Here is a 24,372-nt window from a genome sequence, read left to right on the forward strand (position 1 = left end):
TTTCTCCTTATCTATTATCATATGTACCGGCGGCAGGGGCTGAATACAATATTCCCCGCTTCCTCCAGAAACTTACAAAAATAGCTACACACATTATAGCACATTTTTTCTGTCAGTAAACTTGAAACTGATATAGGAGCATTATAATTGATCTGTATGAAATTGAAGTTTATAATTTTATTAATTATTTCTTTAAGTTTACATTTTACGCAAGTAACGTTTTAGCAAAAAGTAAATCCATATGGCTGATAAAGCAAATGCAGGTATCATATAAATCAATATATTCTCGCAAGCTGCCTTCCCTATCCAAAAAGAAGGAAAAAGAAGCAGGGCATATTGTAAATTATCTTTGATAAAAAACGGAATAACCGCGCCAAGAATCATCAGCGTGGACAGCTTTGTTACCGCCATACCCTCCAGCTTGTTTGACGAAAGCGTTAAAATTAACAGCGCCACGATCATCCCCTGCTGGGTTCCGCCTGCTGCAAATAGCAGAATGGCAGCAGGGGAAAGAGCTGTCAGCTTAAAAACAGGCAGCAGGATAACGGTTATAAGAAATGCAGCGACAGCAGGTACGCCAAACCGGGCAGATAGATAGCCTTTTTTTCCTAAAGGCGTAACGAACAGATACGCCGCTGTCTTTTCATCGGCTTCTTCCAGTGAAATCATTGCCGGAACAAAGCAAAACACAACAGGCGTCAGCATAGCAAAGAATATGTCAATCAGCGCATAGCAGGGAGAGATAATTGCCGATATTTGAAACCAGTCCGTTAAAGCAGCCTCTGCAGCAGGTATGGCAAACCGGAACAGTAGCCCTGCAAGAATTGGCACGAGACAGGCGGCAAATAACATCATGTCCCGCTTCATATATGCCAGCATTTGAAAAAAACTTAACCGAACCGCTCTCATATCTTCACACCTCCCGTACTGCCCCACATTTTCAAAACACTATATTTTGAAAGTACTAACAGAACTGCCATAAATACTGCTACAGTTAAAAGCCCAATTGAGGACGGAGCATATCCTGCAACCATTTCCATACAAACATTGACAGGATAATACCGAAGCCAATCCGGGGTGATTTTAAATAGGTGCAATATTGCAGGGACAAAACAAACAATCTCTATGGGTACAGTCCATAAAATAAACTGGTTCAGGCTGGTTATTTTCGTTGCAGCCATAATGCCTAAAAGCGTAAATATTGCGCTGGATATAACCGTACCAAACAGTACAATATGTAGATTATTTACACTTGCAGTTAACGCCAGTATCGCAGCAACAACAAGTGAAATAACAGACAATGAACTTACTTTAGCAATGATGTATTCCATCGGGCGGACTGGAGAGACTGCAAATGCGCAGGGCGTATGCTGGCTTTTTTCCAAGAGCACAATCGCTCCCATAAAAAACAGGCCCATTGCCGCCGGATCTGAGAAAATCAGAATAGCTGCGGTTTTTTCCTTCCAGCTTTCTGGAATGGCCAAAAGAGCAATCACATAAATTCCTGTAAAAACAGCATACAAAAAGTAAAATCCATATTTTCTCTGAAAGCGTATATCCCATAAAAATAAACTTCCTGATCTCATAATAGTGTTCTCCCTGTAATATCCATAAAAATGTCGTTTAGGGTTGGCTCGCTGCTGTGGATGGATAGCAGACGGTTTTCCGCAATCAGCTTTTTTAATTGTTCATCAGCGGATAAGCATTCAAGAGGGCAGCTCGCTCTATGTTCCTCATTTTCGGCCCATGTATAAGTTACGGTTGCCGCGCCTCTTGACATAATCAGATTATGCGGGCTGTCCAGAGCACATATTTTACCATTGGCAATAAACGCTACTCTGTCGCAGAGCTCAGCTGCATCCTGCATATTATGTGTGGTCAGAAGAATTGTTTTCCCTTTCGCCTTTTCCGCTAAAATCATATCTTTCATGATACGTCTGTTCGTGGGGTCAAGTCCGCTTGTGGGTTCATCAAGACAGAGCAAAAGAGGGTCGTGCAGCAATGCTTTTATAAAATTCAAACGTGCTTGCATTCCTTTTGAATATTCACATACACGCTTATCCGCGTCATGCTCCAGTCCTACCAGCTCTAAAAGCTCCTCAATTGAACGCGGCTTTTTTTCATACAGTGATGAAAAAAACTGCAGATTTTCCTTAGCAGTCAATTTCTCATACAAGGTTGAAAATTCAAAATCCACTCCTATATCTTCATAAAAACGCTTTGTGCGTTTTTTACACTCAATGCCGTTTACCATAGCCGAGCCTTGATATGTGGTCAGCATCCCTGTCAGCACTTTTTGCAGCGTGCTTTTGCCCGCCCCGGACGGCCCTAAAAATCCAAAGATTTCACCTGCCGAAACAGAAAAACTCATATCAGAAATAAAAGGCTGTTTGGTATAGCTGAATGAAAGATTGCTGATTTGTATCATATGTTCCTCCTTTATACTATATGACCAATCTGTTTATAATAGTCAATTAACAGCTTATTTTTAGTCCGGCTGGCTGCCGGACTTTTTAAACCACCTGAGATACAATCCCATAAATCAAAGCGCGCAGCGCCTCATCATACTGTTCTTCACCAATTTCCGCTTTGTGCAGCGTTGCATAATAGATTGCATGAAACGCAGCACTGATTACCTTGATATCTACTTCTTTTTTTACAGGGAGGACGGAGAACATCTTTTCAATCATATCCGTATCATCCTGCAAATGTTCCTCTACTGTCTCCCGGGGCAGCTTACGCACAAGCAATTCCACTTCGCCTAAGTCAAGCAGCCTGAGAACCAGCATTTTCTCTGTCATTTTATAGAACCGGAAAATGACGTCCGTTAATTTTTCTGCTGAAAACTCTGTACCGGCAATTCCGGAAATGGCCTGATACAGCTCACGGCTGACGATTTCATGCTGTTCCTGAATAACCTCAAACAAAAGCAATTCCTTTGATTTATAAAAAAGATAAAACGTTCCTTTGGGAATATTGACCCGCTTCACGATTTCATCCACAGTGGTGCGGCGAACGCCGTATTGGGCAAGACATTTTGCTGCTTCTTCCTTCAATCGCTTCCTAATATATTCCCGTTCCTGATCTGAATAGCTTTTTGGCACTATAAAACCTCCTGTTTGACTGGTTTTGCCTGTATAGTCATTATATTTAAGTTACAGCACTCTGTCAATAGATTTCCGGAAATTCACGTCCGATTTTCATCTAAATAAAGAGTCCGGCGGGCCGGACTCTTTATTTTTGCATAGGAAACTGCGTTCCCTATGCAACAAAACCCTCCGGGGGATCGCACTGCGGCGTAAGGAATTACGTCGCTAAAGCGACACGCCGCAGGCGGAGAATCCCGCCAGCGGGATTCTTTTTCATACCTGATTCCTTGTTCCTGAAATAGTATTTCCTCAATACCGTCCTTCCAGCTCCTTCAAAAACAATTCCTCGCATTCCTCCATCGGGAATGCAAATACATCTTCATGTTCCGCCAGCCACTGATCAATTTCCCTCAGTTTTTTTTCCGAGTCAGGCGAATCCTCCAGCATTCCCAGATGTTTTCTCACAACTGCAAGAAGCCCCCGTAGCCCCATGTCTGCGTCACTTTCTCTGTCTGATCCAAGATCCTGTAAAGAGCTGAGGTTCTGTCCTAATAATGTGTCATAAATATCCGCAGCTCTGAGACTTACACGGGCGTCGCACTGACCGTCCTCATAATCCAGGGTAAATTGAATTACATTCCGAAGCGAATTCCTGCAGTTCTGATAGCTGTTTTGTACAGAACTTTCCATTTTGAACTCTAAATTCTTTAGTTTGTAATTTTGCGCATATATGACAATGGCAAATGCGGCACAGACACAGGCCAGAACAATCACTGCATATTTTTTCCAATGGATTTTTTTCATGCAAGGCCCCTCATTTATCTAAAAACCGGCTGATTCTCTAAAAGTGAAGAAACTCACAGCTTACTTATTTCATTTTAATATTACCTTACAAAAATGTCAAACAACTTATTCTGATTTTATCACCAGATCCGGATTTTCAGAAAAATGCTTCAGCATCACGATCGGTTCTGTTGCGGAAGGGTTGGAAACCACAACACCTCCTCTGGCAGCTTTTTCCGTCACAAAATATTCATCATGGGTCAGCGCACCGTAGCGGATCAGCGCAGGGGATTCCAGCTCCCATTCGCCCAGCCGGCCGTGGCCCTCAATACAGATCAGCCCGTAAGCAGCGCTGTCTCTAATCGTAACAGTCCTGCCCGGCAGCACAGTCAGCCGCTTCGCACAGACCTGGGCGCAGCGGTAACAGATCCATTCTTCTATGTACCCTTCCGCCAGCATCTCTTCCAGCGGTTTTACCGGCAGAGGGCGCATAAAATGTTTCCGGTGGAAGTCAGGGTCCACATTCTGGTCCCAGTCGATCACATCCAGCAGATACTCATAATTGCCCAACTCTTCTTCCGGCGCGTTTTTCCAGAGCAGGTCTTCCCCCACCACCTGGCCGTTCATCAGGACAGACTGGTACATGGCGTAAACATCCGAGGCGAACTGCGGCTCATAGGTGCATAGGCTGCCCGGCGCGTGCATCACTCCCGGAGGCACATCCCACCCCGTATCCGGCTGCAGTTTATACGCCCTGGACAGCTCCAGGATATGGTTATCCCCTTTGGGGAAAGCGCGCAGGGATGCCAGAACTTCCTCTTTTGAGGTTTCAGGATTAAATCCGAAGAACGTAAAAGGAAATTCCCCGCCGTGATTGTTCAGCTGAGAGGGGAAGAAGTACATCTCCGGCTTTCCGGCTGCTCCCACTCTGGCCGCGTGGACGTCCCGGTGGTGGATGTGATGGGGAAGAGGCCCCGCGTTGTCAAAAAACTTGGAAAACATGGCCCAGCCGTGGTACTTATTCCACAGAGCTTCTCCGATCACCTCAGCGCCCAGCAGATCCACCACTTCTTTCAGAAGAACACGGTCTTTTCCGTCCTCTCCCGCCACGACATAACTCATTCCCTCGTCCTCAGGGGTTCCCGGCCCATTCTCCGCCCAGGTTGTGGATGCGAACCACCGTTCGTCGATTCCTCCCCTGGTTCCCAGCACAAAATAATCATCCGGGTGCAGCTTCAGCCTCCTGCCCGGCCTGCAGAAAGACCTGGCCACCCAGGCAGGCGCCAGCCGCAGAATTCCTTTTCCTTCTGTTAAAGCCCGTTCCGCCAGCATTTTTTTCTCCATCTGTTTTACCTTTCCTTCCTATAGCGAACGTTTTTTATGTGTTGCGCTTATTATAATGCCACAGCGAACGTTTGTCAACAGAACGGGAATCTCTTTCATTAAAACATGCCTTATTGAATGCGGATAATTTTTTACCAGCCCAGCAGCTCCCATTCACTGCCCGCGGCGGGATCTGTGGACTTCCTGACGATGAGCCCGCAGGGAATCTGAATCTGCGCGGCAGCTACCCCCTCCCTCATCTCCAACAGAAGCCGCACAGCCTCCTTCCCCATCTGAAAGGTAGGAACATTAATTGTGGACAGCGCCGGAGATACCATAGTGGACACGCTCAGATTGTCAATTCCGATTACAGCCACATCCTCCGGAATTCTCTTCCCAGCAGAAAGAACCGCCTTCATGGCTCCTATGGCCATCTGGTCATTGGCGGCAAACACCGCAGTAAAACTTTTTCCGTGCTGCAAAAGCCGCTTCATAGCAAGATATCCGCTGTTTGGGCTGAAATCTCCTGCATCAGCCAGGTCTGCATCCGGCTCCACACCCTGGCCCAGCAGCGCATCATAATATCCTCTTGTCCTCTCCCTGGAAGCAATATTTCCCGGGATTCCTCCGATATGGGCTATGTCCCGGTGACCCTGGCTGATCAAATGGCTCACCGCCTGATAAGCGTTGCCGTAGTGGTCCACAAAAACCGAACCAAAAGATTCTTCCTTTGACCGGCGTTCCAGAAATACCACAGGAATTCCTGAATCCCCATATTTTTCCTTCAGAAATGCCGCATATGCCTCTTCCTGGTTCTCCGGACAACTGGAGTCTATGATCACGCCGCACAGTTCCTGTTTTTTGATCATTCCTATAAACTGCTTTTCTTTTTCATATTGAAATTCTGAATCACAAACCATCAGCGCGTATCCCTGTCCGGACAGCGCTTCTTCTATTCCCCGCAGCAGGTTGGAAAAAAATGTGCTGGAAATGGACGGCAGGATCACGGCGATAGTCTTTTCCGCCCTTTTTCTGGGTTTCAATACATATCCGGTTTTTCTCGCCGCTTCCAGCACTTTTTCACGAATTTCAGGGCTGACATATTTATCGCTTTCGCTTAAAACAATAGAAACTGTAGACAGAGAAACTCCCGCGACTCTGGCCACTTCCCGCATTCCAGCCATAATTTCCTCCTTCACCATAATAAAGAGTCCGGCTCGCCGGACTCTCGCGCCGGAGCGCGATCGCTTCAGCGGCCATATTTCCTTAGCGCGTAGTGCGCATCCCCCGGAGGGTTTTGTTACATAGGGAACGCAGTTTCCTATGCAATAATAAAGAGTCCGGCACACCGGACTCTCGCGCCGGAGCGCGGCCGTTTCAGCGGCCATATTTCCTTAGCGCGTAGTGCGCATCCCCCGGAGGGTTTTGTTACATAGGGAACGCAGTTTCCTATGTAACGAAAAACCCCTGATCGCTCAAAGGGGGTTCTGCAAATGTACTCCGAAACAATATGAATCTATTATAGCATATATAAATCAAGAAAACAAGTTAAATAAAGATTGTATGCCGGTGCTGCGTATGCTATAATCAATTTCTATTCTTACTTATAAAGGAGGAGGTTTTCTATGGATATTGCATTTAGAACTGAATCAGGAAAGTTTAATTACAGGGCGTGCGCCGTAATCATTCACGAGGATAAAATTCTTGCCATGCATGATGAGCGTTCTCCCTATTATTATTTACCCGGCGGCAGAGTGCAGTTCGGCGAAACAGCAGAGTCCGCTGTCCTGCGAGAACTTCGGGAAGAACTGCAGATTGATGCGGAAATCCTCCGCCCTCTCTGGATGAATCAGAGCTTTTTTACAGAGGACGTTTCCCAGGAGACGTTTCACGAAATATGCGTTTACTTTCTGATCGATATTTCAGAAACAGACATTCTTTCCAAAGGCAGTAAATTTATTTTATATGAAGATAACCACTTCCACGAGTTTCATTGGCTGGCATTTAGCCAATTACAAGATGAATATTTATACCCTGCTTTTATCAAAGAAAATGTATCCCGTCTTCCAGAAGAATTTACGCTCCGGTCAGAATGGGAATAACGAAAAAAGCAATTTCAGACAGGCCAACCCCCGGTACATAATTTTGCTATTGTGTGTAAATTATTTGTCTTCTTGGGAGTTTGGCCTGTTTTTACTTTGTTTTTTCTGCTAAAATCAGTGCAGTGAATATAAATTCATGCCATATAGCAAGGAGGAAGTTATGGATAAGAAAAAATTTGTTCAGGACCTGGTGTCCAAAATGACTCTGGAACAAAAAGTAGGTCAGTGTTTCGTGATCGGGTATGTAGGTTCCCTCATCACGCCGGAAATCATCAACCGGGTAAAGAAATATTATCCCGCAGGAATCCGGGCAGGCCTGATGTGGAGAATCCGCACTGTAAAACACGACCCCAACGGAACGAATACGGACTACGCCCATCGGCTGCTGAGGCCTTTTTCCGGCACCATGAAGGATTTCCTGCCGGATATCCCTGTACCGCATTTTACGAATGAAGAATTCTGCGAATATGTCAACACCATTAAGCAGGCGGCCCTGGACAGCGATCTGGGAATCCCGCTGCATTTTACCTTCGACTTTGAGGGTGATGTGAGCGCGGACTATTACCGCGGCGGGATTAAATATTTCCCCAGCTGCATGGGCCTGGCGCACAGCAATGATCCTGAAATGGCACATGATGTGGCCTGGTCGGTGGGCCGCCAGCTGGCTCCCCTGGGATTTGACTGGATTCACTCTCCTGTTCTGGACGTCAATACCAATCCCAGGAATCCTGAGATCGGAACAAGAAGCTACGGTGAAGATCCGGAAGAAGTCATTACATATGCAAAGGAAGCTCTGCGCGGGTTTAAAGACGCCGGGATCATCGCAACCGGAAAGCATTTCCCCGGCCGCGGCCCTTCCGCAGCGGACGCCCATCACGGCCTTCCGGTGATCGACGAGTCCAGAGAAGAGCTAATGCGCCACCTGGAGCCTTACAGGGCGCTGATCAAGGAAGGCCTGCCTGCCATTATGACGGCTCATACTGCTTATCCTGCTCTGGACCCCTCCGGCCTGCCCGCCACCCTGTCCAAGCCGATCCTCACCGATCTGCTGAAAGGTGAACTGGGATTTGAAGGCGTTGTAACCACAGATGAAATCACCATGGGCGGCATTATCCAGAAATTTGACGTGCCGGAAGCATGCGTCCGCGCCATCGACGCCGGCTGCGACCTGGTGCTTCTGCGCGATGAAGGCGGTCTGATTAATGATGTAATCCCCGGCGTAATTCAAGCAGTCCGCGAAGGCCGTCTGTCTGAGGACCGGGTAAACGACGCTGTCACAAGAACGCTCAGCGTAAAATATGACTATGGTTTCTTTGAGCAGCCTCAGATCAAAGATCCCAAAAAGGCCAGCGAAGGAATCAACGACGCTAAGGTTGCAGAAATTGCTGTGAAAGCCGCTAAGAATGCAATCAATGTAATCAGAGACGAAAACAATGTCCTGCCTGTTTCCAAGGACAAGAAGGTGATGTTCATCTATCAGGTAAATCCTCTGCATGAGCGCACCAATACCCAGACCTGCCATCCTGCAATGCCCTGGATGAAGCTTCTGGAACACTCTGACAATGTGTACGCGGTGGAAACTACCATGAAGTACTCTCCGGAGGACAGAAAACGTGTTTATGAGAGAATTCATGAAGCGGACGTGATCATTATCACCAATTATTTTGACCGCCGCAGCCCGGAAAGCGGCAACAACTTTGTGCAGGAGCTGCACCAGAAGACAGATAAGCCGATCATTGTTATGACTAACTCTCCTTATCCGTTTACTGTACAGCCGGAATATAAAACCGTTGTCTGCACTTACAGTTCTTCCGTGGAGAGCGCGGAAGCTTTTGCTGATACGATTTTTGGGGAATAACTAGAACCCCTGCGCTGTGCCAGCAGCGTGGATGCCGCAGAGAGGCGGCAGAGAAAACTACGGAAGCTCGATGCCTTACGGCTATAGCTTCCTGCGTTTTTTCTGCCGCCTCTCTGCTTAGGTTTCTTCCTGCCGCAGGTGGTTTATCCAAAGGGCTTGCCGATCCGGCAAATACTGTAAATTACATATTCAGCCTGTATGTGCCATTTTCCTGCCTCTCATAAACATTTAGCTCTTCCAGTCTGGTCAATATCTTTTCTATATCACTGTTCTGGCACTTACAAACGCTCTCTTTGCGAAAATGGCAGGGCAGATCATTATTGACGCATTCTCCCCCATTAGCTTTAAACAGATCCAGGCTGACAGTCTGCTCTCTGGCGCACAAGCTCTCCCTCACAACGCAGGTTTCGCCTTTTTCCGGCGACAGCTTCACAATTCCACGCATATCCGTACCGGCAATCTGCAGTCCGGCAGCGAAAGCTCCTTTTGTTACCGCGATATCCAGCAGCAATGCCAGCAGGTTTAATGCAGATATTTTGATATTAATATAGTACAGCCCGGAATCGGCCAGAAGATTCTGAGCGTCCCCGCTCTCATGGCTCTCAATTAAGTTCCTTCCCCTAAACGGAAGACTATCTGACAGCAGAAGACTGAATATCCTCAGAGAATCCTGTTTGCTGGTTCCCAGCACAGATGATAGCTTCTCTACAACATCAGCCTTATAGCCCGTCATTTTTAAGTATTCCAACATCTGTCTTGCCTCCTGTCAATTTTGTGAACGCTATGGTAAAGTACATACTGATCAGAATCCAGGCAGAACCCATAAATACAAAAAATTCCTCTATGGAATATTGATAAGTTTTAGCGATCATTCTCATGGATATATCTTCTCGTATCATCGCAGGCGGATGTGTATTCATCCAGAACTTATCTGGATGAATTCTATATTCTTCTGCCTTCAGTAAGGCAAAATACAGGCCGCAGGCGATAAATACTTGCTTCATTTCCCCGGCCTTTGAGCAGCCTTTCAGTACCGCCATACAGGAAAGATAGTCTGCAGCGATTTCCTCCACCCAGCTTTTAATGACTCCTTTCTTCCTGGCAAGAAGCTTTTTTAAAGCGGCCATTCTAGGATCACCCTTCTCTTTCTCCAGATATTCCCTTAATTCCTCCTCTGCATGGCCAAAAAGTCTTTGCTTCTCTGTATCCTTGATCCTGCTCAGATGCCAATGAGACATTTCATGATGAAAAATCAATTTCAGCCCATTCTTTGCATAATTATAGTTGTCTGATCCAAATAATTCAAAGGGCGGGACCCAAGACAGGCGAATTCCCCCTTCTCTGACTTCACATTCATATTTAATCCACTTATCCAGCAGCTTTTTCAGCTCTTTCCCCGGTTCATCGCTATTACACTCTGCAAGAATACTCTGTGCGATCTCATCCGGCCGCATCACATCTCTCTTGCTCAATTTATTAGCAATATTTCTGAATGATGCAAGCTCCCAAAATATGAACTGTGTGTAAAGAGAAAGATTTACAGTATCTTTGTCCAGGCTGACATATGCCTGGTTATGTGGTTCCAGCCTTATGTTATATGTAATCTTCTCAAGCTCTTTTTGAACCGGCAAAAATTCCTCTTTATAGCATTCCTCCGGATAAGAGCCCTGCTCACAAAAAATGCCGGCAAAAAAACTTTTCAATGTATGAATACACTGTTCTGTAAATTCCTCATCATCCGAGCAAAATTGCCCAACAAAATGAATATGCTTCATAATATTATAGGAATCTTTTCCATTCATAAAATACCCCCTGCCCTGTGCATTCCTTTCTGTATCCAGATAAAGCAGCGCCGTTTAAGCATCTAATTTATAATGTAATCCATTAGTAATACTTTTTCAACAACTTCTTTTCGACATTTTTACAACTTCTGTATTAATCGTTTCACCTTCATGGAACTACCTGATTAAACTGACACTTTTACGATAGGAATTTAGGAATTGTATTTTAAAATTTCGAATTAAGTTAGAAAGGAACTTCGATACCGATACATTTTTCTGTTTCAATACAACAAAAACCCTTGAAAAATCAAGGGTTTTCTCCAAGCTGACGAGCGGATTCGAACCGCCGACCTCTTCATTACCAATGTGATTTTTCCGGTTTTTCAGCCTTTTATAAAGTGCAGGAATCCCTTATTTTAAGCGGTTTTTTGATTCATCTGTTCTTTGTCTTTTTGTCGTTTTGGTCAACATTTTCTAAATTTGTTGACCAAATGTTGACCAAATTTTAAGCACACCCCAGCCAGTCCCGGCCCAATCCTTTTACTGCTCTCTTTCCTCTCAGCAGGCGAAGCCCCCGCAGGTACATCTCACGCACCCGCTGCATGGATACCCCCAGCATGGCCCCGATCTGCGCCAGCGCAATTCCTTCTGACCTCAGCCTCACCACGTTCTGAAGCTCATCCGGCAGCTCATTCACGGCTGACCACAGCCAGGCAGCCAGCTCCTCACTGGCATACCGCTCAAGCGCCTCCTCTATCCCGTTTTCCGCGCTGGCCTGCAATTCCCCCAGGCTGGCCCCTTCCTCCTCTCCTGTGCCTGCAGGAGCGTCCAGGGACACCACATAGCCGTCATAGGCCTGCTTCTCCATCTTCCTGACCTTTTCCACGCTGACGCCCAAATAACGGCTGTATTCCCCTTCTGTGGGCTTCCTGCCGTAGGAGGCTTCCATATACCGGGACAGCTGCTCATGCTCATAATACAGCCGCTGCTCTGCTGCCGGTATCCTGATCGCCTGGCCGCAGGTGTTCCGATACCTGGAAAGCTCGCGTTCTATCACTGTCACGGCATAACTTATAAATCCGGCCCCGGCATCCGGGACGTATCCAAAGGCAGCCTTGTGCAGCCCTATATAGGCCTGCTGCATCAGATCGTCCATTTCCAGGCCATAGCTGTACTTCCGGCATACTTTCCAGATCATACCGCGGTTCTGCTCATACAGGGCCGCCAGAGCTTCCCGGACATTCGTTCCGGCCTGCACCTGAGCCGCCAGCGCTTCATTGGTCATGTTCCACTGTCCTTTCTATTCGTTTGTTTTGGTAGCGTTCGCTATGCGCGCGTAACGATGTCCGGATAGCATTCACAAAAGTCAGGTTTTGTTAGGTTTTACAAATGCCTCTGCTTTGTCTCTCCATGCCGTCAGCTATGGCCCTCAGGTTCCGAATGCGCCGCGGGTCATCCATGTTCAGCACTGCCCGGATCAGCACGCGCTTATCCCATTCCGGTTCCGAAACCTCCATATATTCCTTCTCATCCATTGTCCGGCGCATCAGCTCCGATATCTGAAGAATCTCGTTCAAGATAATGTTATTCTTGATCTTCCCCGCGCTCTCTGTGATCTGCTGTCTTATCTCGGTTCTTTTCATCCCCGTCTATCCCCTCTCTGCTTCCTTCTCGCGCGTTCTTCTCTAATGCCCTGCACACGTCCCAGATTATAAAACATTGATGCGGCAAACATAGCGCTGCCGGGACGGTCCAGGTGGTATAATTCTGTAACAGCGGAGAAAAGGAGCTGTCCTCCTGCCTCTGGAAGTGCAAAGGGCTGATATCCTGCAATCTTAATTTCTTTCTGTATGTCCATTTCCTCTTGACCTTTCCGCCAGAGCCGTGCTAATATGTAATTGTGTATAGGCAGCGGCTCCGGCTGTTGTGGCCCTTATCAGAGTTGCTGCTCTGGTGAGGGCTTTTTGTTATACGATGGAGAACCGGCGGCTTTCCGTCTGCTTCAAGTACTGGCTGTACAGTCTGGAATGCTCTTCCCTGAACGCCCGGCTATCGAATCGGTTTGAAAGTACCCTCGTGAATCTCACCAGGAAGTCACCGGCCTTCTGTTCTTCCAGCCCCTTCTCCTCCATATCCTGCTGAATATCAGCTTTCAGAGCGTCAATCTGGCTCTCAATCTCCTTTTTCTGCTCCTCCAGCTCTTTGAGCTTCTTCACTCTGTTCAGTATCATTCTATCTGTCATGGCTTCTCCTTTCCTGGCCTGGAATCATCAGCCCCGGCAGGCTTTAAGCATCTAGCGGCTTCTGCGGCTTCCCAATCTCCCTTATCCTGCTACCCGGTGTTATGTGGTACTCTTGTTTTCCCTTTCGGTACTTCCGTCCACCTTCGCTGAGTTCCTTGACCTTGTAACTATAGTATAGCATAGCGCACTATGGATTTCAATGGACATATTGCCCAAACTTAGCGCACTAATTTTGTGTATTTTATCTATAGCGCTCTATGGATATTTGTGTTATACTATGGCTATAATGCAAGAGGTGTCTTTACTCTAAAGCACCCCTCTACTGGAAAGGAGATATCCAATGAGCAAATACAATGAAAAAAGTAAAGAGTACACCATGCAATACATGAAAGAGAATCTTGAGGAAATACGTTTTCGTGTAAAAAAGGGTGAAAAAGACAAATATAAAATCGCCGCTGAAAACGCTGGCGTGAGTATGGCGAAATTCTTCACAACTGCGGCCAATGAAAAAATAGAACGAGATGCTTTAGAGTCACCCACCCAGGACTAACGCAACACCCGCCCAGACGCACCAGAAGCCCCGTATAGCCATTTTATCATATGGCTTAATATTTCCACTTTTGCTCAAAAGTGAGCCAAAGTCGGGCTGCCGCTGCAGGTAATGAAGCATTCTGTGGAATAAGTCCCGTCGCGGCAGCGGCAGCGACTCAATTCACAAAACGACGAAGCATGGTGGTGATGCGTACCAGGGACAAGAGACCAGGGCCCGGAGCGTTCAGATAAGAAAACGAACGTTCCAATAGATACGGAGCGCTCCAAGCGTCTTATGGTCGGCCTGCGGGACATTAAAAGGCGCTGGAACGGCTACGGCCACATTTCATGACCTTAGCTATTCCCGCGCCCTGCTTAAGGCTTCCGGCTGCCGAAATATAACGGCCGGGGTACTACTCTATTCAGCATAAGTATATCACTCGAGCAGCCGGGTTGAAACCCTTATTTTCCTCTCCTGCTTCCCCCGGGCTTCTCTCTAGCTTCTTTCGCCGCTTCATCCACCACAATAGAAAGCATCCACTTCAAAGCTTTATATTTTCTTCTGGCTTTCCCCGAAGCGATCCCGCCCTTCCTTCCCATTTCCCGCAGCTCCTCCCGGCTTCGTTCGCTGTTCGGTATGATCGGCACGAATGCTTTCCCTCCCTTCTATGTACGCCTTCCGGTATCGTCCTTCCCGGTTCCCTGACACCTTACAGGATTTAATCATCGGGGCCAGGAGCCGCCTAACGGCTTCCAGCTCCTCCGGCCTTTCATAAGATACCCTAATCTTCATCATCCCAGGATTCCTCCTCATCCATCAGCAGAAGCTCCGCCGTATCCATGTCACAGCCCTCCTCATCCATGATCTCAAATAGTCTCAGTTCTCTTTCTTCCATGTTTTACCTCCATCAGCAGAGCTTACTAAAAATTTAGTAAGCATTTCTCAGCCAGGGCTTCATTTTTTTTTAGGCCTCCGAAACCTTAGCATATATTAGCATTTACCTTGACAAATCTTAACATCAAGCCTTTCCACGCAAAATTCTCATTTCTAAGATTTTAGGTGTTTAGAGGTGGGGCGTCGGTGTCCGGAATTGTTTCTATTTTTGTACAACTCCCCCGGGGGATATGGGGCCGAAATTCCGGTGCCTTACTTGAAACGCCGTTTCTTATTTTTCTTTAACTTACTGGCCTGAAATATCTTTGATTGTGTTTCAACCCGTTTCTTTTTAGGCTCTGCTATCCCATCATCAATGAACCGGAAACCATAATTCGGATTACTCATGATTTTCACCTCGCTTCTCTTATTCGTTTCGTTTTGTTTTCTCTTGACCTCTTAGCCGGAACCGTGCTATTATGTAAGGGTGGACGGCTCCGGCTATGGTTCCCTCTGAATGTTGCAGCATACAGAGGGCTTTTTATTATTGGTTGTAGGTTTCAATAGCGCCGGTCACATCAGCTTTGATGTACTGGACGCCGGGGCCTGTCCTCACACACCCGGACAACTTCTCAAGACTATCTGCGATCCGATCCAGGCGTTCGCATGCCATCATCAGGACAATGGCATTTTCAGACATATTCTTCAGGTTTACCTGCGGTGCTTCCGGCAGCTCAAGCAGCTCCTGGAGCATTTTTACGTATTCAGCTCTCACGAATTACTCCCCCTTCCATTTCATATCTGACAAAATTACTACACATGTTTACTATGGTATTATCAATGCCTTCATCACTGGAAAAGGTGAGGGCGTAAACACATCCGTCGTCAGACAGCGCGAACAGAACCACCTTGAGTCTAAATATTGAACCGTCCTCTTCCCTAAACACGGCGTACATATCAGCGTTGCACGGCATGAGCTGTACATAATTCATTTTTGTTCCTCCTTTTTCTCTTAATCAAGTGGTGGTAGTGAGGTGTAAAAGGTGCAAAAGCAAAACTATACCGCTCTTATATACATACACACATATCGTATCTCGATATATTTAACCCTCACATTAATGATATTAAAAAAAGTTGCACCTTTTGCACCTAAACAGCATTTTTCCCATCTGACTGGGCATTTTCCAGGTGCAAAAACGGTGTTTGTTTTGCTCCTAAAGGTGTAAAATCCGTCTCTTTTGGTGCAATTCCCTTGAAACATCTTACACCCTGGAAAGGACTTTCTGTTATCCCTTTTCCTCTGAGGTTCGCATAGAAGCCCTTCTTTCCTAAGCACAATACCTCTTCATCCATGCAGTAAGTCATATACATTCTATAAAGCGCCGCTCTCTCAATCCGCCCTTTAGAATCCCTCTCTAAACAATCGTCAATAAAAGCTGTCACGTTGTCGGAATCCCTGTGGAACTCATGCACCAGAACTTTGCTGTTCGGGCTGTCTATCTCTCCGCCCTTTTCATACATTCTGTGCAGCGCCGCCATACATTCCCGGATAAAACCCGGCATGCTGTACTTCAACCCCTTTTTCAGGTCTGGAATGTATGGGCCTTTCTTCATGATCTCTATTGCCAGCATCCGGCGGTAAAATGCTTCCGACTTCTCATCAAGGCTGTGCGGCATCGCATTAGCTGAGAAGATCAGCTTTGCATTGCTGCGGAAAGAAAATATCCTTCCCCCCTTGTACTCGCCCTTTACCAGATCTTCTCCGGTGATCCGCTTAATAGCGTCCACCTGCTCAAGCGCCTTTTTCGGCAGGTCTGCGCAGGCATTCAACAGCTTCCCCAGCAACACCGCTGAGTTGAACCGCTCGTTTAAATCCTGTAGGGTAAGGCTGCTTATGTTTTTCTCGCCTACGGCATCCGTCAGCATGTTTATAGCTGTGGACTTCCCCGAACCCGGCAGGCCTAACAGCATCATGAATTTCTGTAGCCGGGTGTCTGTTGTCATGCAGTAGCCCGCATACTGGAAGAACATTTCCCGGTCCTGATCGTCTGGAATGATCCCTCGAAAGAACTGATCGGCTACCGTCCCGGCGTATTCCGCATTTTCTTCAAAAGCGTGTGGAATCTGATTTATTGAGAAATACTCCGGCTTGTGCGGGGTCATTCTCTGTAAAACAGGGTCATACATCCCATTTTTAAAATTGACCCAGTGGCACGGATAGCAGTTCACCTCCTCATTCTCTTTGGTTAAATGGTGATCCGCCATAATCAAGTTATACACCCGGTTGATCCGGCTTATTGTGATTAAATCATCATCAATCAGGGCTTTAATATAGCCCTTCAGGATTTTCCCTTCCTCATCCCGCCGGTACACTCCGTGCCGGTACAGGTACGGCTGTCCGTTTAATACGAACATCTTGAGCGCTTGAGTGGTTATGTACTCCGCAATTTTGTTATCCAGGATTTCATACGGCCCATTCTTACCAATCTTCAGGAAATCCCGCAAATCTATTCCGTTCTCTTCTGCTTTGTCCATTCCTGCTCATCACCTTCTTTCTTTCCTGTTCTTCTTCAAGTCGTTTTCTATACCATGCGCCCACCTCCAGCATTGTTTGACGGGTTTTATCATCATACTTCTGGCACCACCCCTCATATTTTTCAAAGAGGAGATCATACAACGCTTCACAGATAAATTTCACTTCTTCAAAATACTGTGGATCGTATAGAGAAAACCCATACAATTTCATGCAAAACGCTTCATCAACCACCGTTTCCCGATTGATCGAATCCCGAAAGGATTCTTTTAAGGTCATGCCGTCACCTGCTCTCCGTTCAGGAAGTCAATCAATTTCCCCATGTTCACCAGGTATTTGCTTCCCGCCCTCACAAATACAATTTTCTGCTGTAGGCACAGTTTGCGGATATAATCATAGGATAATCCGGTTTCTGCCGCTGCCTGCCTGATCGTTATCATTCTCGGAATCACTTCCATGTCCTTTCCTCCTTACTCCAAAATGTCTGTGACTTCCACGCCTAGCGCCTTTGCAAGCTTACCGGCAAGCTCTTCTGAACACTTCAAACCGTTACGCACGTTGTTGATCGTTACCCGGGATACACCACAGATTTCCGCAACCTGTTTCTGTGTCATTTCCTTTTTTGCCAGCTCATACACCAGCTTTGCTCCGTTGATTCTCATTCACTTTCACCTCCTTTATTTTATATACTATACCAACTCTTTAAATAAATCAAGTATTATTTTTATCAAATCTATTTTTATTGATTATTTACTTTTTAATTGAATTATGATAAGATATGATGTAAGATACAAGCATGAATAGAAAGGATGGTGCACTTATGGGAGATTTCGCTATTTTAGCAAAAAGGATAAAGGAATTAAGAACGTCTTTGAATTTGACTCAAAAGCAATTTGCCGAAATTGTCGGCTGCACTTCTGCCACGCTCTCAGCTTATGAGAACGGGGCAAAAAGCCCATCATTAGAAATCGTGAAGGGCATTGCGGAAAAGTGTGGAGTTTCTATAGACTGGCTGTGTGGATTGAGTGATGAGAAGAATAGTCACAAAAACATAGAAACCTATTCAGATGTGTTGGAATTGTTATTTGAAATCAGCGAGGTTTTGCCGTTTGATCTGCCGGATGATTATACAGGCAATGTCATTCATTTCAAATCATTCGTGTTCAGACGCTATCTTGAGGATCTCCGCAAATATCAGGATTTATTGCATACTAAAATGATTGACGATGATATATTTCAAGCATGTATAGAAAAATTATTAAGAGAAAGCAATCGTAAAATAGATTCAAGTGACGCACAAGGAGGATTCATGATAAATATGGATGAATTACCTTTTAAGTGAATAGCCGTCGAAGTTTCGACTGTGGACAGGGGAATATTTCCCTAACCAGCTGAATCTTCACCCCGTTGAAGCCGCACAAATTTGAGCGCCTTCTAACAGTGTACAAATTTGTACGCCTTCTATTTCGGATGCCAAAGATATTGACTACCGAAAAGACTTTTGCTCAAAAATGAGCAAAACCCCAGAAAGGAGGAATCCACATGGCAAACATCACCAAACGCGGGAATACCTACCGCGTGCGGGTACTAAAGGGACGGGACAGCGGCGGCCGGCAGCTCTTTGAGAGCGCCACCTTCACCCCCGATCCAAACAAAACAGAGAAGCAGAACCAGAAAGCCCTTGATCTGTTCGTGATAGAGTTTGAGCAGAAGGTGAAAAACGGGAAATACCTGGACGGGGAAAAGATCAGCTTCCGGGAATTTGCAGAAATCTGGCTGAAAGAGCACGCCGCCGGACACCTGGCGCCAGGTACATTCAATTCTTACAGTGACCTGCTGGAAAGGCATATCCTTCCAACAATAGGCCCCATGAAGCTGTCCAAGATACAGCCCCGGACGCTGAATAGCCTATACAGGAAGCTGCTGGAGAAGCAGAGGGGGAATAAGAGCACGGGGACGCTTTCGGCTGCCACGGTCAAGCGCTGCCATGCAGTTATCAGCAGCATATACAGCACCGCCATGAAATGGAATGTATGCACAGAGAACCCCTGTGAGCGCACAGAACCGCCCAGGCAGGCCCGGAATACAGAGGATATAAAATACTTCACCTTAGAGGAAACAGAGCGTTTCCTGGCCATTCTTGACAAACCTATGGTCTGCCCCAGGAAAGCCCATGACCGGACAGACGACACCGGCAAGCCCTATCACGTGGGTGAATATGTGGAGCTACAGCCCATCCCCCAGCAATTAAAGCTGTTCTTCTATATGGCTCTGTTCCTGGGATGCCGGCGTGGGGAGCTGATCGCCCTGCAATGGCGGGACATAGACCTTGATAGGCAGTCCGTCTCCATCAATAAAAGCACAAGCTATTCCGGCGGCAGCCAGGTCATCACAAAAAGACCGAAGAACCGGACTTCCCGCCGGGAAATCTCCGTGCCGTCCTTCCTGGTGGATATGCTGAGAGCGTGGAGAAAAGAGCAGATGCGGCTTGCCCTCTCCCTGGGGACTGCCTGGGAAGGGAAGCGCCGGAAAGAGGAATTTGACCAGAACTTTCTATTTATCCAGTGGGACGGGAAGCAGATGCACCCCAGCACGCCATACCACGCCTTTCAGAAGATCATCCGCCGGTATAATGCCGCTCTGCCTGCAGGAGAGACGCCGCTGCCGGTCATTCCCCTTCATGGACTGCGGCACACCTCAGCCACAATGCTGATTAGTCAGAATGTGGACGTGCGTACAGTCTCCGGCCGGTTAGGACACTCCCAGGCATCCACCACAATGAATATTTACGCCCATAGTCTCAAGAAGATGGATGAGGTGGCAGCGGAAACACTGGAAAACCTGCTGATTAAAAAGAATTGTTGACCAAATGTTGACCAAACACGAAAAAAGCACCCTTTTGCAGGTGCTTTTTCTATGCCTTGTAATAGGCGAAAACCCTGATTCTATAAGGGTTTTTCACTAAGCTGACGAGCGGATTCGAACCGCCGACCTCTTCATTACCAATGAAGTGCGCTACCGCCTGTGCCACGTCAGCATGTTGGGCGCTCAGCGCCTCAACGCTCTCTAATTTACCATATCACATAGGACTTGTCAAGCAGTTTTTTACAAATTATGCGTTTATTTTTCATTTTATATTCAGGCGCTGGCGGACGATCTCATAAGCCAGCACGCCGGCTGCTACGGAGGCGTTCAGAGAGTCAATATTGCCGTTCATGGGGATGGATGCAGCCATATCGCATTTCTCTTTAACCAGCCTGCTGACGCCGCTGCCTTCGTTTCCGATGACCAGCCCGATGGGCCCGGTGAGGTTCAGTCGGTACATGGATTCTCCCACCATATCCGCGCATACGAACCAGAGGCCTTCTTTTTTCAGTTCTTCCATCGTCACGGCCAGATTCGTCACATGGGCTACCGGCGTATAATGGAGCGCCCCTGCGGATGTTCTGGCGACAGTGGAGGTGAGACCCACAGCCCGCCTCTTAGGAATTATCACTCCATGGGCCCCCGCCAGATTGGCGGTTCTGATGATTGCCCCCAGATTATGAGGGTCTTCAATTCCATCCAGGATGAAAATAAAAGGAGGTTCTCCTTTTTCCCTGGCCGCGTCCAGAATATCTTCCACCTCTGCATAGGAATAGGCTGCCGCAAAAGCGATCACGCCCTGATGGTTTCCTGTCTCAGACATCTGGTTCAGACGCTCTTTGGCAACGTACTGAATCAGTGTGTCGCCTTTTCTTGCTTCCCGGACGATCGTCCTCACCGGCCCGTCCTGGCAGCCGTCCTGCACGAAAAGCTTGTCTATGGTTTTTCCCGCGCGGAATGCCTCCAGCACAGCGTTCCTGCCTTCAATTGTGGTTTCTTCATAGCTCATGAAATTTTCCTCGTCCTTCTTCACTCCGGACTGCTGAGATTCCCTTCTGCAGCAGTTCCAGGATACGTTCTTCCCTGCCATTTAAATAAAGCCAGCCCAGCAATGCTTCAAACCCGGTGGCTTTGCTGTATTCCGAGAGGGTGGCATGCTTTGCGGGAGTCGCTGATTTGGCGTTGCGGCCCCGCCTGTAAACCTGCTGTTCTTCTTCCGACAGCCCGTCCATCAGAAGCTGTATCATTTTAGCCTGTGTAGGCGCTTTCGCCCAACCGCTCCCCGCTGCATTCAATTTATTCACCTGCCTGTTACCCTGGCTCATCACCATTATGCGCACAGACAGTTCATAAACACAGTCGCCCAGGTATGCCAGGGCCAATGGGGAATATTCTCCCGCTTCCATCCCGGGCAGCCCCAGGGCTGCCCGTATCTCATCTGCTCTCATATTTTCACCCTGCTTCAGACACGCTTCCAGGTTACGCCCTGTCTTGTGTCTTCCAGCTGGATTCCCTGTTCCAGAAGCTGGGCTCTGATCTCATCCGCCCTGGCAAAATTCTTTTGCTTGCGGGCCATCTGCCGCTCTGCGATCAGGGCTTCTACTTCCTCGTCCAGCAATTCTTCCTGCTTCTCTGTTATCAGGCCCAGCACATCGCAGAGATTTTGTAAGGTTTTTCTTACTTCCCTTACATATGCTCTGGTGCTGTTTTCATCTGCATTGCTGTTGGCATATTTCACCAGCTCAAAAACTGCTGAAATTGCGTCCGCAGTATTAAAATCGTCGTCCATCGCAGCTTCAAATTTTTTGCGGAAGCTTTCTGCTTCATGCAGATTCTCCTGCTCCGAACAAGTCTCTGCCTCTCCCTGTGCCGTCTCTTCCAGTTTCCTGAGCCGCTCTGCAGCTGTAACAATCCGGTCCAGGCCGTTCTTGGCGGATTCCATCAGCGCCGCGCTGAAATTCAGCGGGCTTCTGTAGTGGGCGCTGAGCATAAAGAACCGCAGGACCTGCAGGTCGTACTTCTCTGAAATTTCACGCACCGTAAAAAAGTTACCCAGAGATTTACTCATCTTCCGGTTGTCAATATTCAGAAAAGCATTGTGCATCCAATATGTGGCAAAGGGTTTGCCATTGGCCGCCTCGCTCTGGGCAATTTCATTTTCATGGTGAGGGAAGATCAGGTCTTCGCCTCCGGCGTGGATGTCAATGGAATCCCCCAGATAATGTTTTGACATCACGGAACATTCAATATGCCAGCCGGGCCTCCCCTGGCTCCAGGGGGACTCCCAATAGGGCTCGCCGTCTTTCTTAGGCTTCCACAGAACAAAATCCAACGGATCCTCTTTTTCCTCGCTGCCTGTCACCAGCAGGGTGCGGTTTCCCGACTGCAAGTCATCCAGGTTTTTATGGGACAGCTTTCCGTAATCCGCAAAGCGCCGGGTACGGTAGTATACTGTGCCGTTCTTATTATAAGCGTATCCCTTATCGATGAGCACGGCGATCATTTTCAGCATCCCGCCGATCTCCTCTGTTGCCAGAGGATGGGTGGTGGCAGGCAGCACATTCATATCCGCCATATCCTTCTTACATTCTGCAATATAACGCTTTGCTACCGCGTCCGCCTCAATTCCCTCTTCAATGGATTTTGCAATGATTTTGTCATCCACATCCGTAAAATTGGAAACGTAATTCACTTCAAAGCCCTTGTATTCCAGATAGCGCCTGACTGTATCGAACACGATCATGGGGCGGGCGTTGCCGATGTGGATAAAATTATAGACCGTGGGGCCGCACACATACATGCTGACCTTTCCGGGTACCAGCGGTACAAATTCTTCCTTTCTCTTGCTCAGTGTATTATAGATCTTCATGTTTTCCTCCATCACCATTCTTTTTCGATTGCTTTTCTCAGTTCTTCCACCTGGCGCTTGAGCATCTCATTTTCTATTTGAAGCTGGTTAATGCTGTCCAGAACAGGGTCCGGCAGGTGTACCTGGTCCATCTCACTGCGGGGGATTTTTACATTATCCCGTTTTACGATTCTGCCCGGAACTCCCACCACTGTGGAATTAGGCGGAACCGGCTTGAGCACCACTGATCCGGCCCCGATCTTGGAATTGGAGCCGATGGTAAAAGACCCCAGCACTTTTGCCCCTGCGCTGATCATCACGTTGTCTTCCACCGTGGGGTGCCGTTTCCCTTTCTCTTTTCCCGTGCCTCCCAGAGTCACTCCCTGGAACAGCGTCACATTATCTCCGATCACAGCTGTTTCTCCGATAATCACACCGCTGCCATGATCGATAAACAATCCTTCGCCGATTTCTGCGCCGGGATGAATTTCAATCCCCGTTTTGCGCACCATCTTCTGGGACAGCCACCGCGCCCAGAAATAATGCTTTTTTAAATACCAGCGATGGGCCAGCCTGTAGGCCAGAATCGCCTTAAAACTGGGATACAGGATCACCTCCATAGTGCTCTTAATCGCCGGATCCCGTTCCCGTATGACAGCCGCTTCTTTTTTAATATAGCGGATCAATCCCATTCCTCATCTCTCCTCCCAGCGGCGCAGCTCCGCCGCAGTGCAATCCCCCGGAGGGTTTTGTTTCACAGGGAACGCAGTTTCCTATGAAAAAACAGAAAGCCCTCCACCCCAAAGAGGCGAAGGACCGCGGTTCCACTCTTAATTCAGGGCATATGCCCTCTTTACACAGATAACGGCTGCTTCTACCGTACCAGGCTACTCCTGCTTTCACCTGGTCAGCTCCCGGACGCACTTCTCATACCCGCTGCCGGTTCTGCTCTCAGCCGGTGACAGATCCTCTCTGAGGCGCTCTGATATGATACTCTTTCCGTTCTTCGCTTTTTGCTTACCATATAGTCTATGCAAAATACCACGTTTTGTCAAGTCTTTTCTTGAAGCAGCGCAATCGCCTGGGCCGCCATCCCTTCCCCGCGCCCGGTAAATCCCATTCCCTCCTCTGTGGTGGCTTTTACACATACCTGGTCTTTTCTGATCCCCAGGGTTTCCGCTATATTTTCTTCCATCTGCTCCCGATAAGGCGCCAGCTTAGGCTTCTGCGCGATTACAGTGGCATCAATATTCCCCACCGCATATCCGCTCTCCTCCAATAGCTTCCCCACATGGGCCAGCAGTCTCAGGCTGGAAATCCCCGCATAGGCAGGTTCCGTATCCGGAAAATGCTTTCCGATATCCCCCAGCGCCGCCGCTCCTAAAAGCGCGTCCATCACCGCGTGAAGAAGCACATCCGCATCTGAATGCCCCAGAAGCCCTCTTTCATAAGGGATCTTTACTCCCCCCAGGACCAGGTCCCGGCCTTCTGTCAATTTATGCACATCATATCCCATTCCGATTCTCATGGTTTCTCCCCTTT

At 47.6% G+C, this 24,372-nt stretch carries 30 protein-coding genes, 1 tRNA gene and 1 other annotated feature; of the genes, 5 read left to right on the top strand and 26 right to left on the bottom strand.

Translation table 11 applies throughout. The features are described from left to right. Positions 1–198 precede the first annotated feature (198 nt). From EV209_RS00980 to EV209_RS01010, 7 genes are all read right to left on the bottom strand, one after another. Entirely contained in the window at positions 199–705 is a 507-nt protein-coding gene (locus tag EV209_RS00980; protein ID WP_243647465.1) for an Rv2686c family ABC transporter permease subunit, read from the bottom strand. Positions 706–905: 200 nt separating this feature from the next. Next, positions 906–1,586 carry a fluoroquinolone export ABC transporter permease subunit gene (locus EV209_RS00985; protein ID WP_130432172.1) on the bottom strand — a complete coding sequence of 227 codons (681 nt, stop codon included), beginning with the start codon at positions 1,584–1,586 and terminating at the stop codon, positions 906–908. Further along, a complete protein-coding gene (locus tag EV209_RS00990) occupies positions 1,583–2,428 on the bottom strand; it encodes an ABC transporter ATP-binding protein (protein WP_130432174.1) in 846 nt (281 codons plus the stop codon). The genes EV209_RS00985 and EV209_RS00990 overlap by 4 nt, the downstream gene beginning before the upstream one ends. Before the next feature lie 85 nt (positions 2,429–2,513). Then, positions 2,514–3,104, bottom strand: a complete 591-nt coding sequence (locus tag EV209_RS00995) for a TetR/AcrR family transcriptional regulator (RefSeq protein WP_130432176.1) — start codon at positions 3,102–3,104, stop codon at positions 2,514–2,516. Positions 3,105–3,398: 294 nt separating this feature from the next. Next, entirely contained in the window at positions 3,399–3,893 is a 495-nt protein-coding gene (locus EV209_RS01000) for a hypothetical protein (protein WP_130432178.1), read from the bottom strand. A 105-nt stretch (positions 3,894–3,998) separates the two neighbouring features. Next, positions 3,999–5,216 (bottom strand): cupin domain-containing protein, encoded by a 1,218-nt coding sequence (locus EV209_RS01005; protein WP_130432180.1) that lies wholly within the window; start codon positions 5,214–5,216, stop codon positions 3,999–4,001. A gap of 131 nt (positions 5,217–5,347) precedes the next feature. Beyond that, a complete protein-coding gene (locus EV209_RS01010) occupies positions 5,348–6,379 on the bottom strand; it encodes a LacI family DNA-binding transcriptional regulator (protein WP_130432182.1) in 1,032 nt (343 codons plus the stop codon). Positions 6,380–6,820: 441 nt separating this feature from the next. On the opposite strand from EV209_RS01010, the gene EV209_RS01015 reads away from it, so the two are divergent. Next, on the top strand, positions 6,821–7,297 hold the full coding sequence (locus EV209_RS01015) for an NUDIX hydrolase (protein WP_130432184.1): 477 nt from the start codon (positions 6,821–6,823) through the stop codon (positions 7,295–7,297). 160 nt (positions 7,298–7,457) lie between these two features. Next, positions 7,458–9,155: a glycoside hydrolase family 3 protein gene (locus EV209_RS01020; RefSeq protein WP_165388771.1), complete on the top strand. Its 1,698-nt coding sequence runs from the start codon at positions 7,458–7,460 to the stop codon at positions 9,153–9,155. A 181-nt stretch (positions 9,156–9,336) separates the two neighbouring features. Here EV209_RS01020 and EV209_RS01025 read toward each other — a convergent pair whose 3' ends face one another. The 6 genes from EV209_RS01025 to EV209_RS01050 all read right to left on the bottom strand — a co-directional run bounded on the left by EV209_RS01025 (position 9,337) and on the right by EV209_RS01050 (position 13,179). Beyond that, complete coding sequence (locus tag EV209_RS01025) at positions 9,337–9,906, bottom strand: hypothetical protein (protein ID WP_130432188.1); 570 nt, start codon at positions 9,904–9,906, stop codon at positions 9,337–9,339. Next, a complete protein-coding gene (locus tag EV209_RS01030) occupies positions 9,875–10,957 on the bottom strand; it encodes a hypothetical protein (RefSeq protein ID WP_130432190.1) in 1,083 nt (360 codons plus the stop codon). Before EV209_RS01030 ends, EV209_RS01025 begins: the two co-directional genes overlap by 32 nt. Positions 10,958–11,441: 484 nt before the next feature. After that, on the bottom strand, positions 11,442–12,221 hold the full coding sequence (locus tag EV209_RS01035; protein ID WP_130432192.1) for a sigma-70 family RNA polymerase sigma factor: 780 nt from the start codon (positions 12,219–12,221) through the stop codon (positions 11,442–11,444). 91 nt (positions 12,222–12,312) lie between these two features. Beyond that, positions 12,313–12,579 (bottom strand): hypothetical protein, encoded by a 267-nt coding sequence (locus EV209_RS01040; protein WP_130432194.1) that lies wholly within the window; start codon positions 12,577–12,579, stop codon positions 12,313–12,315. Beyond that, the gene (locus EV209_RS01045) at positions 12,576–12,794 is read right to left on the bottom strand and encodes a hypothetical protein (protein WP_130432196.1); all 219 of its coding nucleotides are present in this window, start codon (positions 12,792–12,794) and stop codon (positions 12,576–12,578) included. The genes EV209_RS01040 and EV209_RS01045 overlap by 4 nt, the downstream gene beginning before the upstream one ends. 109 nt (positions 12,795–12,903) lie before the next feature. Further along, complete coding sequence (locus EV209_RS01050; RefSeq protein ID WP_130432198.1) at positions 12,904–13,179, bottom strand: hypothetical protein; 276 nt, start codon at positions 13,177–13,179, stop codon at positions 12,904–12,906. Positions 13,180–13,519: 340 nt separating this feature from the next. Between EV209_RS01050 and EV209_RS01055 the strand changes: the two genes are divergently transcribed. After that, positions 13,520–13,729 (top strand): cag pathogenicity island protein, encoded by a 210-nt coding sequence (locus EV209_RS01055; protein ID WP_130432200.1) that lies wholly within the window; start codon positions 13,520–13,522, stop codon positions 13,727–13,729. Between the two features lie 443 nt (positions 13,730–14,172). On the opposite strand, the gene EV209_RS16200 is transcribed toward EV209_RS01055, so the two are convergent. The 7 genes from EV209_RS16200 to EV209_RS01090 form a co-directional block, all read right to left on the bottom strand. After that, positions 14,173–14,358: a hypothetical protein gene (locus tag EV209_RS16200; protein WP_165388772.1), complete on the bottom strand. Its 186-nt coding sequence runs from the start codon at positions 14,356–14,358 to the stop codon at positions 14,173–14,175. 770 nt (positions 14,359–15,128) lie between these two features. Continuing rightward, complete coding sequence (locus EV209_RS01065) at positions 15,129–15,359, bottom strand: hypothetical protein (protein ID WP_130432204.1); 231 nt, start codon at positions 15,357–15,359, stop codon at positions 15,129–15,131. After that, positions 15,349–15,576 carry a hypothetical protein gene (locus EV209_RS01070; protein WP_130432206.1) on the bottom strand — a complete coding sequence of 76 codons (228 nt, stop codon included), beginning with the start codon at positions 15,574–15,576 and terminating at the stop codon, positions 15,349–15,351. The genes EV209_RS01065 and EV209_RS01070 overlap by 11 nt, the downstream gene beginning before the upstream one ends. Positions 15,577–15,733: 157 nt before the next feature. Then, complete coding sequence (locus EV209_RS01075; RefSeq protein ID WP_130432208.1) at positions 15,734–17,119, bottom strand: DNA primase family protein; 1,386 nt, start codon at positions 17,117–17,119, stop codon at positions 15,734–15,736. Then, a complete protein-coding gene (locus tag EV209_RS01080) occupies positions 17,064–17,396 on the bottom strand; it encodes a hypothetical protein (protein ID WP_130432210.1) in 333 nt (110 codons plus the stop codon). Before EV209_RS01080 ends, EV209_RS01075 begins: the two co-directional genes overlap by 56 nt. Then, positions 17,393–17,575: an excisionase family DNA-binding protein gene (locus EV209_RS01085; protein WP_243647466.1), complete on the bottom strand. Its 183-nt coding sequence runs from the start codon at positions 17,573–17,575 to the stop codon at positions 17,393–17,395. The genes EV209_RS01080 and EV209_RS01085 overlap by 4 nt, the downstream gene beginning before the upstream one ends. 12 nt (positions 17,576–17,587) lie before the next feature. Then, entirely contained in the window at positions 17,588–17,779 is a 192-nt protein-coding gene (locus EV209_RS01090; protein WP_130432212.1) for a helix-turn-helix transcriptional regulator, read from the bottom strand. A 158-nt stretch (positions 17,780–17,937) separates the two neighbouring features. On the opposite strand from EV209_RS01090, the gene EV209_RS01095 reads away from it, so the two are divergent. Both EV209_RS01095 and EV209_RS01100 read left to right on the top strand, forming a co-directional pair. Beyond that, complete coding sequence (locus tag EV209_RS01095) at positions 17,938–18,459, top strand: helix-turn-helix domain-containing protein (protein ID WP_165388773.1); 522 nt, start codon at positions 17,938–17,940, stop codon at positions 18,457–18,459. Positions 18,460–18,659: 200 nt separating this feature from the next. Beyond that, positions 18,660–19,982 carry a tyrosine-type recombinase/integrase gene (locus EV209_RS01100; RefSeq protein ID WP_130432216.1) on the top strand — a complete coding sequence of 441 codons (1,323 nt, stop codon included), beginning with the start codon at positions 18,660–18,662 and terminating at the stop codon, positions 19,980–19,982. Positions 19,983–20,081: 99 nt separating this feature from the next. Here the strand turns inward: EV209_RS01100 and EV209_RS01105 are convergent. From EV209_RS01105 to ispF, 6 genes are all read right to left on the bottom strand, one after another. Further along, positions 20,082–20,154 (bottom strand) — tRNA-Thr (locus EV209_RS01105). A gap of 90 nt (positions 20,155–20,244) precedes the next feature. Next, positions 20,245–20,991 carry a 23S rRNA (guanosine(2251)-2'-O)-methyltransferase RlmB gene (rlmB, locus tag EV209_RS01110; RefSeq protein WP_130432218.1) on the bottom strand — a complete coding sequence of 249 codons (747 nt, stop codon included), beginning with the start codon at positions 20,989–20,991 and terminating at the stop codon, positions 20,245–20,247. After that, positions 20,981–21,430 (bottom strand): Mini-ribonuclease 3, encoded by a 450-nt coding sequence (locus EV209_RS01115; RefSeq protein WP_130432220.1) that lies wholly within the window; start codon positions 21,428–21,430, stop codon positions 20,981–20,983. The genes rlmB and EV209_RS01115 overlap by 11 nt, the downstream gene beginning before the upstream one ends. A gap of 14 nt (positions 21,431–21,444) precedes the next feature. Then, positions 21,445–22,851 (bottom strand): cysteine--tRNA ligase, encoded by a 1,407-nt coding sequence (gene cysS / locus EV209_RS01120; RefSeq protein ID WP_130432222.1) that lies wholly within the window; start codon positions 22,849–22,851, stop codon positions 21,445–21,447. Between the two features lie 11 nt (positions 22,852–22,862). Beyond that, positions 22,863–23,522, bottom strand: a complete 660-nt coding sequence (gene epsC, locus EV209_RS01125) for a serine O-acetyltransferase EpsC (RefSeq protein ID WP_130432224.1) — start codon at positions 23,520–23,522, stop codon at positions 22,863–22,865. A 109-nt stretch (positions 23,523–23,631) separates the two neighbouring features. Then, positions 23,632–23,846, bottom strand: a binding site (T-box leader). Positions 23,847–23,881: 35 nt separating this feature from the next. Further along, positions 23,882–24,358 carry a 2-C-methyl-D-erythritol 2,4-cyclodiphosphate synthase gene (ispF, locus tag EV209_RS01130; protein ID WP_130432226.1) on the bottom strand — a complete coding sequence of 159 codons (477 nt, stop codon included), beginning with the start codon at positions 24,356–24,358 and terminating at the stop codon, positions 23,882–23,884. Positions 24,359–24,372: the final 14 nt, after the last annotated feature.

Source organism: Cuneatibacter caecimuris (assembly GCF_004216775.1).
GTDB lineage: Bacteria > Bacillota > Clostridia > Lachnospirales > Lachnospiraceae > Cuneatibacter > Cuneatibacter caecimuris.

What these genes read in the sequence shown, in the direction of transcription:
- EV209_RS01075 (WP_130432208.1), bottom strand. Translation starts at nt 17,119, where the DNA reads ATGGACAAAGCAGAAGAGAACGGAATAGATTTGCGGGATTTCCTGAAG.
- EV209_RS01015 (WP_130432184.1), top strand. Translation starts at nt 6,821, where the DNA reads ATGGATATTGCATTTAGAACTGAATCAGGAAAGTTTAATTACAGGGCG.
- rlmB (WP_130432218.1), bottom strand. Translation starts at nt 20,991, where the DNA reads ATGAGCTATGAAGAAACCACAATTGAAGGCAGGAACGCTGTGCTGGAG.
- EV209_RS01045 (WP_130432196.1), bottom strand. Translation starts at nt 12,794, where the DNA reads ATGGACATACAGAAAGAAATTAAGATTGCAGGATATCAGCCCTTTGCA.
- EV209_RS01030 (WP_130432190.1), bottom strand. Translation starts at nt 10,957, where the DNA reads ATGAATGGAAAAGATTCCTATAATATTATGAAGCATATTCATTTTGTT.
- EV209_RS01115 (WP_130432220.1), bottom strand. Translation starts at nt 21,430, where the DNA reads ATGAGAGCAGATGAGATACGGGCAGCCCTGGGGCTGCCCGGGATGGAA.
- epsC (WP_130432224.1), bottom strand. Translation starts at nt 23,522, where the DNA reads ATGGGATTGATCCGCTATATTAAAAAAGAAGCGGCTGTCATACGGGAA.
- EV209_RS01020 (WP_165388771.1), top strand. Translation starts at nt 7,458, where the DNA reads ATGGATAAGAAAAAATTTGTTCAGGACCTGGTGTCCAAAATGACTCTG.
- EV209_RS00990 (WP_130432174.1), bottom strand. Translation starts at nt 2,428, where the DNA reads ATGATACAAATCAGCAATCTTTCATTCAGCTATACCAAACAGCCTTTT.
- EV209_RS01085 (WP_243647466.1), bottom strand. Translation starts at nt 17,575, where the DNA reads ATGGAAGTGATTCCGAGAATGATAACGATCAGGCAGGCAGCGGCAGAA.
- EV209_RS01025 (WP_130432188.1), bottom strand. Translation starts at nt 9,906, where the DNA reads ATGTTGGAATACTTAAAAATGACGGGCTATAAGGCTGATGTTGTAGAG.
- cysS (WP_130432222.1), bottom strand. Translation starts at nt 22,851, where the DNA reads ATGAAGATCTATAATACACTGAGCAAGAGAAAGGAAGAATTTGTACCG.
- EV209_RS01010 (WP_130432182.1), bottom strand. Translation starts at nt 6,379, where the DNA reads ATGGCTGGAATGCGGGAAGTGGCCAGAGTCGCGGGAGTTTCTCTGTCT.
- EV209_RS01090 (WP_130432212.1), bottom strand. Translation starts at nt 17,779, where the DNA reads ATGAGAATCAACGGAGCAAAGCTGGTGTATGAGCTGGCAAAAAAGGAA.
- EV209_RS01100 (WP_130432216.1), top strand. Translation starts at nt 18,660, where the DNA reads ATGGCAAACATCACCAAACGCGGGAATACCTACCGCGTGCGGGTACTA.
- EV209_RS01080 (WP_130432210.1), bottom strand. Translation starts at nt 17,396, where the DNA reads ATGACCTTAAAAGAATCCTTTCGGGATTCGATCAATCGGGAAACGGTG.
- EV209_RS01055 (WP_130432200.1), top strand. Translation starts at nt 13,520, where the DNA reads ATGAGCAAATACAATGAAAAAAGTAAAGAGTACACCATGCAATACATG.
- EV209_RS01040 (WP_130432194.1), bottom strand. Translation starts at nt 12,579, where the DNA reads ATGAAAAGAACCGAGATAAGACAGCAGATCACAGAGAGCGCGGGGAAG.
- EV209_RS01050 (WP_130432198.1), bottom strand. Translation starts at nt 13,179, where the DNA reads ATGACAGATAGAATGATACTGAACAGAGTGAAGAAGCTCAAAGAGCTG.
- EV209_RS01095 (WP_165388773.1), top strand. Translation starts at nt 17,938, where the DNA reads ATGGGAGATTTCGCTATTTTAGCAAAAAGGATAAAGGAATTAAGAACG.
- EV209_RS01005 (WP_130432180.1), bottom strand. Translation starts at nt 5,216, where the DNA reads ATGGAGAAAAAAATGCTGGCGGAACGGGCTTTAACAGAAGGAAAAGGA.
- EV209_RS00980 (WP_243647465.1), bottom strand. Translation starts at nt 705, where the DNA reads ATGCTGACGCCTGTTGTGTTTTGCTTTGTTCCGGCAATGATTTCACTG.
- ispF (WP_130432226.1), bottom strand. Translation starts at nt 24,358, where the DNA reads ATGAGAATCGGAATGGGATATGATGTGCATAAATTGACAGAAGGCCGG.
- EV209_RS00985 (WP_130432172.1), bottom strand. Translation starts at nt 1,586, where the DNA reads ATGAGATCAGGAAGTTTATTTTTATGGGATATACGCTTTCAGAGAAAA.
- EV209_RS01070 (WP_130432206.1), bottom strand. Translation starts at nt 15,576, where the DNA reads ATGAATTATGTACAGCTCATGCCGTGCAACGCTGATATGTACGCCGTG.
- EV209_RS01000 (WP_130432178.1), bottom strand. Translation starts at nt 3,893, where the DNA reads ATGAAAAAAATCCATTGGAAAAAATATGCAGTGATTGTTCTGGCCTGT.
- EV209_RS01035 (WP_130432192.1), bottom strand. Translation starts at nt 12,221, where the DNA reads ATGACCAATGAAGCGCTGGCGGCTCAGGTGCAGGCCGGAACGAATGTC.